Source organism: Ferriphaselus sp. R-1, assembly GCF_000746095.1.
Lineage (GTDB): Bacteria > Pseudomonadota > Gammaproteobacteria > Burkholderiales > Gallionellaceae > Ferriphaselus.
The window spans coordinates 317,306-329,160 of record NZ_JQKP01000001.1 but is presented as its reverse complement, the minus strand read 5'-3'; the positions used below and the strand labels follow the sequence as shown (position 1 = coordinate 329,160).

Below are 11,855 nucleotides of genomic sequence, written 5' to 3'. Positions count from 1 at the left end.
CGCGTGCTGCGGAAGGTTGTGACCTCCCCCCTTGTCAGCCTATCATTCCGACCAACAACTTCCATCGGTCCACCCATGCGCTATCTACCCCAGCCCAACGCCTCGCTCCCGCTCTCCGAAAAACTGCACAGTGGGCTGGCAGGAGGTGTGGCGCTGGGTATGCTGGGCTGGGCACTGTCGCTCGTCCTGCCGCCAGGACCGCAGCAGACACTGCTGATCGGCTCGATCGCCGCGTCTGCCGTGCTGCTGTTCGCCGCCCCGCACAGTCCGCTGGCGCAACCGTGGAATCTGGTGGTCGGGCACGGCTTATCCGCCATCGTCGGCTGGTGTTGCAGCCTGCTTTTCATCCACCCCGTACTGGCGGGTGCGCTCGCCGTGGGACTTGCCATCCTCCTGATGCATCTGCTCGACAGCATGCACCCTCCCGGTGCCGCGACCGCGCTGACTCTGGTGCTGGGCAGCACGCAGTTCCATCACGCCGGATTCGTCTGGACCGCAGCCCTGGTGATGGGCAACGTCGCCGGATCGCTGGTGCTGGCCCTGCTGCTCAACAACATGCTACCGGGCCGACGTTACCCCGCCCCACCCGCGCCCGCCCCCCTCCCCTTGCCAGCTGCCGATGCAGAGCCGGAACCAGACGACCTGCGCTGGGCACTGAGCCAGATGGATGGCGTAATCGATGTCAGCGCGGAAGATGTGCTGGAGATCAATCGCCTGGCCCGACATCGGGCCACCGAACGCGCTTTGCGGCGCTGACCGGCCTGCGCGACACACCAAGAAAAAAGCCGGGCAAGCCCGGCTTTTTTCTTAGCTCCGACTCGTTTAGAACGAGTAAGTCAGGCCGATGTTGGCGACCTTGGCGGTGCTGTTCTGCTTCACCAGTGTGGTCGGGAACGTCATGGCGACCGAATACACGTCGTAGGTCACGCGCGCGGCCACGTTCGGGGTGAACTTGTACTCGGCACCTATGCCGAAGGTCGGGGCGAAACGACGGGTGTTCTGTTCGCCCGCGATGTTGTTGCTCTCGGAACTGGAGGCAGCGACACCCAGTTTGCCCAGCAGGGAAAAGTCATCGCTCAGCGGCAACGTGCCCACAGCCGCAACGGACAGTGCGATCTGCTTGCTCAGATAACGGAAGCCGGCTGCCGTGGTGTAAGCGTAGCTGACACCGGTGTAGGCCACTTCAGCCGCCAGGTTCTGGTTGTAGCGATAACCGCCAAATACACCGTAAACTGGCTTGCTCTTCGGATTCTCGACCACCAGGCCCGCCGGAGCGGTGAAACTTGCGCCACCCTGGCCGACAGTAACACCGGCATAGAAACCGGTCAGATCGACACTACCGGCGAACGCAGGTGCAGCAACAGTGGACAGCAAAGCAACAGCCAATACTTTCTTCATTTGGATTCCTTGATAATTGACGACACGCGAAGCCGAACCGGCTTCAGAGTCCACCCATCATCGATGAGCGGGCACGCTACGACCGGGGGCTGGACGAATAGTTCAACTTACGACAGCCATTTTCCGCGCGACCCGGCAGGCGAACGACGGGAACTCCAAATGAAAAGGGCGGGAGATCATCCCGCCCTTTTGCTCCCTGGCGTATACCGAATCAGCCCTTGGCGGCAATCAGACGCTCGTATTTCACCTGCAACTGGTCCTTGCTCTCAACGTGATCGGGGTCGTGCGGGATGCAGTCCACCGGACAGACTTCCACACACTGAGGGGTGTCGTAGTGGCCGACACACTCGGTACATTTGTTCGGGTCTATGACGTAGATGGAATCACCCTGCGTAATCGCTTCGTTCGGGCACTCGGGCTCGCACACGTCGCAGTTGATACATTCGTCGGTAATTAACAGTGCCATGCTTCTCTCTCCTCAGTTTAGTTTCTTGCTTTCCAATCTTGCCGCCACCACAGGTGAAACGAACTTGCTCACGTCGCCGCCGAAGCGCGATACCTCGCGCACCATGGTCGCCGAGATGAAGGTGAACTGCTCTGCCGGGGTGAGGAACACCGTCTCCACCTCCGGGTCCAGTTTGCGGTTCATCCCCGCCATCTGGAACTCATACTCGAAATCCGATACCGCCCGCAAGCCGCGCAACACCACGCGCGCATTCTGCGCCTGCACGAACTGCATCAGCAATCCGGAAAAACCCTGCACCGAGACGTTGGGCAACTCCGCGAACACCTCGCGCGCCATCTCCACACGTTCGTCCAGGGTAAAGGCGGTCTGGGTGCGGCTCTGCGCCACCGCCACCACCACCTGATCGAACAGGCCAGCGGCACGACGCACCACATCCTCATGCCCGCGCGTGATCGGGTCGAACGTTCCGGGGTAGATCACTTTAATCATCACGTTCCAACAACTGGTAATTCACCTGCCCGGCGCGTTTGCTCTTGAGCACTCGCCAGCCCTGCGGCGGCTGATACGCCACCCCGGTTTCCACATACACCCGCCCGCTCTCGCTCAGTTTGTACTGCAACATGTCCAGCGCCTTCGGCAGATAGTCGCTCTGGAACGGCGGATCGAGAAACACCACATCGTACCGCCCAGTTTCGCCGCGCGCGAATTCTAGCCCATCTGCCCAGTGCAGCGCCACATTGCCGAGGCGCAATTTCGCCACATTCGCGGCCAAAGCCTGATGAACCTGGCGATTCTTCTCCACCATGACCACTTGTTCGGCTCCGCGCGAAGCCGCCTCGAACCCGAGTGCGCCACTGCCCGCGAACAGGTCCAGGCAGCGCAGGCCATACAAATCCTGCCCCAGCCAGTTGAACAGCGTCTCGCGCACCCGGTCGGGTGTGGGACGCAGGCCGGGCGCATCCGGAAAATCCAGCATCCGGCTGCGGTGGCTGCCGCCGATGATCCTGACCTGGTTTATTTCGGCTCTCCCGCCCCGCCGCCGACCAGCACCGTGGCCATCCTGGCAGGATCGAGGTGGCGTGCGAACGCCGCGCGCACCTGCGCCGTGGTCACGCGCTCGACCTTGCTCGGGAAGGCATCCAGATAGTCCAGCGGCAGATGATAGAAACCGATCACGCTGAGGTAATCGAGGATCTTGCGGTTGCTATCCACCCGCAACGGGAAACCGCCTACGATGTTCTGCTTGGCGGCCAGCAGCTCACGTTCGGTCGGGCCTTGCGCGATGAAATCAGCCAGCACCTTGCGCACCAGTTGCAGCGCCTGTTCCGCCTGCTCGCCCTTGGTCTGCAAACCGATCTGGAACGCGCCCGCCTGCTGCATCGGCATGAAATAGCTGTGCACGTCGTAGGCCAGGCCGCGCTTCTCGCGCACCTCCTCCATCAACCGCGACACGAAACCGCCGCCGCCCAGCACATAGTTGCCGACGTAGAGGGCGAAATAGTCGGGGTCGCTGCGCGACATGCCCGGCGCACCGATCAAAACATGGCTCTGCTTGGCAGGATGCGGGATACGCCGTTCGCTGGCCGCCGCCAGGGCGGGCACGCGCGGCAGGCTGAAGTTCGCGCCGGATCGCGGCAGGCGCTCGGTCAACTGCTGGGCGATCGCTTCCGCCTCGGCCCGCGTCACGTCACCCATCAGCGCCACGACCGCGCCGGAAGCCAGGTAATGGGCGCTATAGAACGCCTCGATCTCAGCGCGACTCAACTTGCCTACCGTCGCGACTTCGCCGGAACCGGACAGGGCATAGGGATGAGTGCCAAACACCGCAGCGCGAAACGCCTTGTCGGCCAAATGCTCGGGATGAGTCTCGGCCTCTTTCAGTCCGGCGACGATGCGCGCCTGTTCGCGCTCGATCACGGCCTGCGGGAACACCGGCTGTTGCACCACCTGCGCCAGGATGGACAACGCCAGCCCGCGCTCACGGGCATGGCTCAGGGTACGCAAGGTGATGGCGGCGCGATCCGGGTCGAAGCCGCCTCCCAGTTGCGCGCCGACATCCGCCAGTTGCTTGGCCACTTCGTCCTCGCTCAGATCCACCGAACCATGATCAAGCAGGCCATGGGTCAGTGCAGCCAGGCCGGACTTCTCCGCCGTGTCATATGCGCTGCCCGCCGCAAAGCTCACCGCCACATCCAGCATGGGCAGGTCATGGTTCTCCACGAACAGTACCCGCGCACCGCTGGGTGCCTGCCAGGACTGGATCTGCGGACCGGCCCAGGCGCTGGTCGCAACGACCAGTCCGGCGAACATGACGAGTAGCTTAGTGCGCATGGAAACCTCCTGCCGGAGCGGCGTGTGCGGGTTTGCCGGAAAGTGGCTGCGGGTCCAACGTCGCCACCGTCAGGTTATCGTCCTTGAGGAACTCCCTGGCCACGGCGACCACTTGTTCCGCTGTCACTTCCTGCAAGCCTTTCAGCAGCACTGGAATATCCCGGTGCGACAGGCCGACGCTTTCGAGCTGGCCGATCTGCATCGCCTGATAGAACACGGAGTCGCGCTGATAGACCTCGTTCGCCAGTACCTGTGCCTTGACGCGCTGCAACTCCTCCGCGCTCACGCCCTCGGCGATCAGCTTGTCGATCTGCGCCCGTAGCGCCGCTTCCAGCTCGGCCACCGTCTTGCCTTCGGTGGGCGTACCTTCCAGCACGAAGGTGGACGGGCCGCGCGCGATACTGTCGTAACCCGCGCCCACACTACTGGCCACCGCCTGTTCACGCACCAACGACTTGTTCAACCGTGCCGACTCGTTGCCGTCCAGCACACCCGCCAACACTTCCAGCGCGTACGGCTGCCAGTCCCGAGCCGCATCACGCAAGGTCGGCGCATGGTAGGCCATCACCAGATAGGGCAGCTCCGCCGGAGCCTTCACCACCAGACGTTTGATGCCGACTTGCGCCGGCTCGCTGTAGGTCCGGCGCGGTGCCAGAGCCCGTGCGGGAATCTTGCCGTAAGTCTGCTTGGCCAGGGCGAACACCTCGCTCGCCTTGACATCGCCCGCGATCACCAAAGTGGCGTTGTTCGGCACATACCAGCGCTGGTACCAGTCGCGTGCGTCCGCGCCCTGCATGGCTTCCAGATCGCTCATCCAACCGATCACCGGATGCTGGTAGGGATGCTCCAGATAGATGGCCGCGTTGAGTTTCTCTTCCAGCAGGGCACGTGGCTGGTCATCGGTGCGCATGCGCCGCTCTTCCATCACCACCTGGATCTCCTTGGCGAACTCGGCATCGGTCAGCTTCAGGTTGTGCATGCGATCCGACTCCAGCTTCATCGCCAGCGGTAATTTCGACGTGTGCAACTGCTGGAAATAGGCGGTGTAATCATTGCTGGTGAAAGCGTTCTCGCGCCCGCCCGCCGCCGCGATGCGGCGTGAGAACTCGCCCACCGGCACCGCTTTCGTGCCCTTGAACATCATGTGTTCCAGCACGTGCGCAACGCCGGTCGTGCCCGTCTTCTCGTCCAGGCTGCCGGCGCGATACCAGATCTGCTGCACTACCACCGGCGCGCGATGATCTTCCTTGACCACCACCTTGAGACCGTTCGGCAACGTCTGCTCAAAAACCTCGGCGGCAACCGGCGCTCCCGCCATGAATGCCACACAAGCCATCAATAATCGCAAGTTCATTCTTCTGGCCCTGCTCCATCAATCCGAATAAAATGCGCGGCGGCATCCCGCCCGCATGAGGCGCGCATTATGCGCCATTTCACTACGGTTCGACTATGTTTGGCTTCCTGAAAAAGACCCTCTCCGGAACCCCGGAAAAGCCCGCCAATCCTGGCTGGCTGGGCAAACTGAAACGCGGTCTGGCGCGCACCGGCAACCAGCTGGTCGATCTGTTCGGCGGTGGCGGCAAGATCGACGACGAGCTGTACGAGGAGCTGGAGACCATCCTCATCACCAGCGACGTAGGCATGGATGCCACGCGCCATCTGCTGGCCGACCTGCGCCGCGAGGTGAAAGAGCAACGGCTGACCGAAGCCAGCCAGATGAAGGAAGCGCTGGCGCACTGCCTGATGAAGCTGCTCAAGCCGCTGGCCGAGCTGCTGGATACCGGTACGCACCAGCCTTTCGTCATCATGCTGTGCGGCGTGAACGGCGCGGGCAAGACCACCTCCATCGGCAAACTGGCCAAATACTTCCAGGGACAGGGCAAGTCGGTGCTGCTTGCGGCGGGCGACACTTTCCGCGCTGCGGCGCGTGAGCAACTGATGACCTGGGGCGAGCGCAACAACGTCACCGTCATCGCCCAACAGAGTGGCGACGCCGCTGCGGTGATCTTCGACGCGGTGCAAGCCGCGCAGGCGCGCAAGATCGACGTGGTGCTGGCCGACACTGCCGGTCGCCTCACCACCCAGGCGCACCTGATGGAAGAGATCAAGAAGGTGAAGCGCGTCATCGACAAAGCGCTGCCCGGCGCGCCGCACGAAGTGCTGCTGGTACTGGATGCCAACACCGGACAGAACGCGCTGTCGCAGACCAAGGCGTTCGACGAGGCGCTGGGCGTGACCGGCCTGGTGCTGACCAAGCTGGACGGTACGGCCAAGGGCGGGGTGATCGCCGCCATCGCCAAAGCGCATCCGATCCCGGTGCGCTTCATCGGTGTGGGCGAAGGCCTGGATGACCTGCGCCCCTTCGTGGCGGAAGAATTCGTCTCCGCATTGCTGGGTTTCGACGAGGAATGATACGGTTCGATCACGTCAGCAAGCGCTATCCCGGCGGCCATCCGGCGCTGAGCGATGTCTCGTTCGACATCGCCGAGGGCGAGATGGTGTTCCTCACCGGCCACTCCGGCGCAGGCAAGAGCACGCTGCTCAAACTGATCGCCGCCATCGAACGCCCCAACGGCGGCAGCGTGCTGGTGAACGGCCAGAACGTCGGTGCCCTCAAGCCTGCCGCCATCCCTTATCTGCGCCGCAACCTCGGCCTGATCTTTCAGGGGCAGAAACTGCTGTTCGACCGCAACGTGTTCGACAACGTGTTGCTGCCCTTGCAGATCTGCGGTTTCAACCATCGCGAGAGTGCGCAGCGGGTGCGCGCCGCGCTGGACAAGGTCGGCCTGCTCAACCGCGAGAAGATCAACCCCATCGCGCTCTCCGGCGGGGAACAGCAGCGGCTGTGCATCGCGCGCGCCATCGTCAACCGGCCCAGCATCTTGTTGGCCGATGAGCCTACAGCCAATCTGGACGCGGAGTATGCCGGCGAGATCATGAACATCTTCCGCGCCTTCCATCAAGTCGGCTCGACGCTGCTGATCTCGACGCATGACGAGTCGCTGATCCGGCAGGGCGACGCACGCACGATCTCGCTCAAACACGGGGAGCTGGCAGCATGAGCCAATTCCTGTCGCAACTGAACGGTACGCTGCGCCGTTTCTTCGCCACCCCGGTCAGCAGCCTGCTCAACGTCCTGGTAATCGGCATCGCACTCAGCCTGCCTACCGGCCTGTATGTGCTGTTGCAAAACGCGCAGGGCATCATCGAACGGTTCGCCGCTGCGCCGCAACTGAGTGTGTTCCTGACGCTGGATACCAAAGCTGATGAAGTAGCCCAACTGCGCAAGCGGCTGGAGCAGCACAGCGCCATTGCCAGTGTCGAATTCGTTTCCCGTGCGCAGGCGCTGGAGCAATTGAAACAAGGTAGCGGCCTGGGCGATGTGATCGGCGGGCTGGAGCACAACCCGCTGCCAGACACGTTCATCGTCCACCCCAAGACTGGCAGCGTGCAGGCACTGGAAGCCCTGCGCGATGAATTGAAAAGCTGGCGCAGATTGGAACGGGTGCAGCTCGATTCCGACTGGGCGCGCCGTTTGGAAGCCCTGCTCGATTTCGCCCGCACCGCCTTGCTGCTGTTGGCCGCCCTGCTCGCGCTGTCGCTGGTCGCCATCACTTTCAACACCATACGACTGCAGATCCTGACCCGCCGCGACGAGATCGAGGTCGCCAAACTGATCGGCGCCAGTAGCAGCTTCATCCGCCGCCCGTTCCTGCAGTTCGGCCTGTTACAGGGCTTGCTGGGCGGCCTCGCCGCCTGGGGCATCATCGCCACGGCCTTGATCCTGCTCAACCTGAGCTTGGCCGATCTGGCCAGGCTCTATGACAGCAGCTTCATCCTCAACCAGTTGAGCCCGGCTGACGGCTGTACCTTGCTGGCCTTTTCCGCCTTCCTCGGCTGGCTGGGTGCCTGGATGTCGGTGACCCAGCACCTGCGCAAGATCGAACCGCGCTAAACTTTTTCGGGTATTGGCACTCTTAGGCGGCGAGTGCTAATATCCGCATCAGGAGGAACCACCATGAGTCACAGTCTGACATTGCCGATGCCATCTGCCGTAGGCAGTCTGGATAGCTATATCCATTCGGTGAACGCCATTCCCATGCTGACGCATGAGGAAGAGTTCGACTTGGCCACGCGCTTCCGCCGCGACAACGATCTGGAGGCCGCTCGCAGTCTTGTGCTGTCGCACTTGCGGCTGGTGGTCAGTGTCGCTCGTGGCTATGCGGGCTACGGCCTGCCGCAAGCCGACCTGATCCAGGAAGGCAACATCGGCCTGATGAAGGCGGTGAAGCGCTACGACCCGGATCGCGGTGTGCGTTTGGTGTCGTTCGCACTGCACTGGATCAAGGCCGAGATGCACGAGTACATCCTGAAGAACTGGCGCTTGGTGAAGATCGCGACCACCAAGGCACAGCGCAAACTGTTCTTCAATCTGCGCAGTATGAAGAACGGGCTGGACACGCTGCGCCCGAGCGAGGTGGCGGGTATCGCCCGTGAACTGGATGTCAGCGAGCAGGATGTGCGCGAGATGGAGACCCGCTTCAGTGGTCACGATGTCGCACTGGATCCAACTTCGCGCGACGATGAGGACAGCTACTCCCCGATCTCCTGGCTGGCCGCGAACGAGGATGATGAGCCTTCACACTTGCTGGAGCACAGCCAGATTGAGCAGCGCAAGTCGGAGGGACTGCGCGCGGCGCTGGCCGCACTGGATGATCGCAGCCGCCGTATCGTTGAGGCTCGCTGGTTATGCGAAAGTGAAGCCGCCACCCTGCATGATCTGGCTGCGGAGTTCAATGTCTCGGCGGAACGCATCCGCCAGATCGAGCAAAAGGCACTGAGCAAGATGCAAGCCCTGCTCGCTCCGGCCATCGCTTGAGCGACACAGCGTCACCGGCGATCAACCTGCCGGTGACGCTGTCTTATCGCAGGAAATCCCCCAACGACACCGCAACACCGCCTCGGCGGGTTTGTGCTGGACCGTGTAATCGGTGTCGTGACGACCTCCAGCATAGGGGTCGCTGAGCCAGTTCCAGACAAACACACCGCTGATCCAGGGCTGATTGAGCGCCTCCAGCCATAGACCCAGCACCAAAGCCTGCAATGCGGTATCGGCGGGTGCGTCACAGCGGTGTCTGGAGTAGTCCCACGGCTTCTCTTGCGCGCCTGACATCGAAGGTATCCCCACCTCTGCGACCAACACGGGCTTATGGAATCGAGCATGCATCTTGTCCAGACCTCCAGCGACCTGACGCATGGTATCAAGCATCGCATTGCGGTCGACCTGCCGCCCCAGCGGCGGATACAGCGTCACACCCAACATGTCCAGTTGTTCCCAGTGCGCGTATTGTTCAATGCCGTCCAGATTGTGGGCCGCATACGTGATCTTCCCTGGATACACCTTGCGCACCGCAACGATCAGGTCGCGCCAATAGGGAAGCTTGTCGGCCCGCTTAAGTTCCGTCCCGATCACGAAGATTTCGACCTTGTTCGATGCGGCGATACCAGCATAGTGAAGGATCTTGGCCTGGTAGTCGGCGAACCAATGCACCCACCCCTGTGCACTACCGGGGTCCACAGCCCCGGCCCATGACCCCGTGATCAGTATCTGTGGCTTGAGGATGACACTCATACCAGCGGCATGAGCGCTGCGTATGCCGGCGATCAGCTGCTGATCCGTAACTTCCTTGCCAAACTCCAGATGATCGGACTGTGGTCTGGCCTGGCGCAAAAATGGCACCAACACCACTGCATTAGCTCCCAGTTGCCGGAGTTGCCCCATAGAGTCACGGGCCAGCCCGGAATCCAGCGTGACCTCGCTGGTCTGCAGGACAGTCGCACCGTACAGCGCAGGTAACGGGAGCGGGGTTCTGGAGGGCTGCGGGGGGGGTGGAGTAGTGGGCGAAGTCGGAGCTGAGCGGACGGGAGCATCCCGCCCATCGCTCTGTCCCTCCGGACCGCAGGAGATCAACAGCGGGATCAGCGCCCCCATGCAGCACCAGCGCAGCGACGCGATCAGCATCGCCCTGCACAGCCGTGGGTTCATCTGATGCGCAATGCCTCGATCTGCGTGAGCGTAAAGCTGTCCGCGCCGTCCAGCGGAGTGATCTCGTTGCGCCTGTAGACACGCCAATGGTCCTGATCATAGACCAAGCGATAGCCAGTCATGCCATTGCTGTACATATCGTGATAGCGCTGGGTCACCCCATCAGGCAGGCGCATGGTGAACGGTTCACTACCATAAGAGGTCCGATCACCACTGATGTATTCCGGGTCGCGCACCACCACCTGGTCTGCAGTAGGCACGTCCTTCTGCAACATCTTCTTGAAATCCTGGGTAAAAGAGAGCATCAATCCCTCGGAGTCGCCTCGCGCCACGACCACTCGGAAGGCGGAATGCTCGTCTAGCATGGTGGGCATACGGTTCTTGTCCAGCCAGTGTCCCAACGCGGTGTCCCCCGGGAAATAGGCTGGCAGCGTCTGGCCGCTCATCGCATTGATCCAGCGTTGCATCTCCACCGTGGGCTTCCACGACAAGCTCACCCAGCCGCCCACGGCGCTGACCAGCAACATCATGAACAAGCCTGCGCGATACCACCGGATCTCACGGGGCAACAGCACAATGGCCGCCATGACCCCGGCAGTGGTCAGATACAGCATGTCAGCCGGGTGCGCCAAAAAGAAGGTGACCGTGGCCAGTGCTGCAGCCGTACTCAGGTGGACCAGCAGGGCTTCAATGTCCCGCAGCAGTTTGATGTGCCGACGGGCACGCCAGACCAGCCACAACACCACCGGATAGGAAACCAGACCCACCACGATACTGGCGAACAACGACGAGAAGAATGTGCCGCCGAAGTCACGCAGCCAATCGATCTCGCTCATCTGGTGCCAGGCTCCACGGAACGACTCGCCTGGGGAGCTCATGTAGTGCCACGCCCCTTCGTCCAGCACGAAGCTCAGATAGAGCACCCAAGCGAGTACCGACAAAACGAGTGGCATCGCGATAATCAGATAGACCGAGGACGGCGATGCCTTCAGCATGTTGCGCGGAGCGATCAAGGGCAACAGTGGCAGAAAGGCCACGAAAATGAACAAAGTCCGCTCATCCACGAAGAAGTAAACGCCGAAGACCACACCGAGCATGATGAAAGAGCGCGCGTCGGCCTCCTTGATCAAGCGTACCGACGACAGATAGAGCAGATAGAACATCAACAGGCTCAGACCACCCAGCAATCCGTCGGTAACACCCCAGAGGAAATACGGATGAACGACGACCAGCATCATCAAGACGATACGGTCGCGCAATCTGTAGTTCTTCTCGCGCAGGTGGTGGTTCCACAACGCCAGCAACCCGGCACCGAACAGACAGGAGGTCAAATAAGGTGCAGCGAATTTGATCATCCCGGAGGTCGGATAGAACGGCAGCAGCAGCAGATTGGTCAGGTGTGGATAAAGCAGCCGGATGTCTTCGATCCGGAACACGTCACCGGCATAGGCCTCAATGATCTTCGACCAGCGCACTATCGCGACCTCGCTGACGAAGTTATGGTAGATCGGCCACCAGGATGCGATGCCCAAGGCAGCCAAGGCACACATGAACACCAGCCCGGTCTGCGGACTGATAAGGAGCGACTCTTTGTCTTGCTGTCTACGCATAGTG

Annotated in this window: 13 protein-coding genes; 5 read left to right on the top strand and 8 right to left on the bottom strand. The window is 61.8% G+C overall.

What is annotated here, in order from left to right; all coding sequences use genetic code 11:
• The first annotated feature begins 75 nt into the window (after positions 1 to 75).
• The gene (locus tag DM08_RS01800; protein WP_051937723.1) at positions 76 to 756 is read left to right on the top strand and encodes an HPP family protein; all 681 of its coding nucleotides are present in this window, start codon (positions 76 to 78) and stop codon (positions 754 to 756) included.
• A gap of 66 nt (positions 757 to 822) precedes the next feature.
• Here DM08_RS01800 and DM08_RS01795 read toward each other — a convergent pair whose 3' ends face one another.
• The 6 genes from DM08_RS01795 to DM08_RS01770 form a co-directional block, all read right to left on the bottom strand.
• Positions 823 to 1,398, bottom strand: coding sequence for a porin family protein (locus DM08_RS01795; protein WP_035382877.1), 576 nt, complete (start codon positions 1,396 to 1,398; stop codon positions 823 to 825).
• A 211-nt stretch (positions 1,399 to 1,609) separates the two neighbouring features.
• Complete coding sequence (locus DM08_RS01790) at positions 1,610 to 1,864, bottom strand: YfhL family 4Fe-4S dicluster ferredoxin (protein WP_035382876.1); 255 nt, start codon at positions 1,862 to 1,864, stop codon at positions 1,610 to 1,612.
• A 12-nt stretch (positions 1,865 to 1,876) separates the two neighbouring features.
• Positions 1,877 to 2,353: a pantetheine-phosphate adenylyltransferase gene (gene coaD, locus DM08_RS01785; RefSeq protein WP_035382875.1), complete on the bottom strand. Its 477-nt coding sequence runs from the start codon at positions 2,351 to 2,353 to the stop codon at positions 1,877 to 1,879.
• A complete protein-coding gene (gene rsmD, locus DM08_RS01780) occupies positions 2,346 to 2,864 on the bottom strand; it encodes a 16S rRNA (guanine(966)-N(2))-methyltransferase RsmD (protein ID WP_343282956.1) in 519 nt (172 codons plus the stop codon). The genes coaD and rsmD overlap by 8 nt, the downstream gene beginning before the upstream one ends.
• Positions 2,865 to 2,878: 14 nt before the next feature.
• Entirely contained in the window at positions 2,879 to 4,195 is a 1,317-nt protein-coding gene (locus DM08_RS01775) for a M16 family metallopeptidase (RefSeq protein ID WP_035382873.1), read from the bottom strand.
• Positions 4,185 to 5,513, bottom strand: a complete 1,329-nt coding sequence (locus tag DM08_RS01770) for a M16 family metallopeptidase (protein WP_237560194.1) — start codon at positions 5,511 to 5,513, stop codon at positions 4,185 to 4,187. Before DM08_RS01770 ends, DM08_RS01775 begins: the two co-directional genes overlap by 11 nt.
• Positions 5,514 to 5,644: 131 nt before the next feature.
• On the opposite strand from DM08_RS01770, the gene ftsY reads away from it, so the two are divergent.
• The 4 genes from ftsY to rpoH all read left to right on the top strand — a co-directional run bounded on the left by ftsY (position 5,645) and on the right by rpoH (position 9,074).
• Positions 5,645 to 6,607: a signal recognition particle-docking protein FtsY gene (gene ftsY, locus DM08_RS01765; protein ID WP_035382871.1), complete on the top strand. Its 963-nt coding sequence runs from the start codon at positions 5,645 to 5,647 to the stop codon at positions 6,605 to 6,607.
• Positions 6,604 to 7,257, top strand: coding sequence for a cell division ATP-binding protein FtsE (gene ftsE / locus DM08_RS01760; protein WP_035382870.1), 654 nt, complete (start codon positions 6,604 to 6,606; stop codon positions 7,255 to 7,257). The genes ftsY and ftsE overlap by 4 nt, the downstream gene beginning before the upstream one ends.
• Positions 7,254 to 8,150 (top strand): permease-like cell division protein FtsX, encoded by an 897-nt coding sequence (gene ftsX, locus DM08_RS01755; RefSeq protein WP_035382869.1) that lies wholly within the window; start codon positions 7,254 to 7,256, stop codon positions 8,148 to 8,150. The genes ftsE and ftsX overlap by 4 nt, the downstream gene beginning before the upstream one ends.
• Positions 8,151 to 8,213: 63 nt before the next feature.
• Positions 8,214 to 9,074 (top strand): RNA polymerase sigma factor RpoH, encoded by an 861-nt coding sequence (gene rpoH / locus DM08_RS01750; RefSeq protein WP_035382868.1) that lies wholly within the window; start codon positions 8,214 to 8,216, stop codon positions 9,072 to 9,074.
• A 21-nt stretch (positions 9,075 to 9,095) separates the two neighbouring features.
• Here rpoH and DM08_RS01745 read toward each other — a convergent pair whose 3' ends face one another.
• A complete protein-coding gene (locus DM08_RS01745) occupies positions 9,096 to 10,241 on the bottom strand; it encodes a glycoside hydrolase family 113 (protein WP_152555753.1) in 1,146 nt (381 codons plus the stop codon).
• A complete protein-coding gene (locus DM08_RS01740) occupies positions 10,238 to 11,851 on the bottom strand; it encodes a hypothetical protein (RefSeq protein ID WP_035382867.1) in 1,614 nt (537 codons plus the stop codon). The genes DM08_RS01745 and DM08_RS01740 overlap by 4 nt, the downstream gene beginning before the upstream one ends.
• Between the last annotated feature and the right edge of the window lie 4 nt (positions 11,852 to 11,855).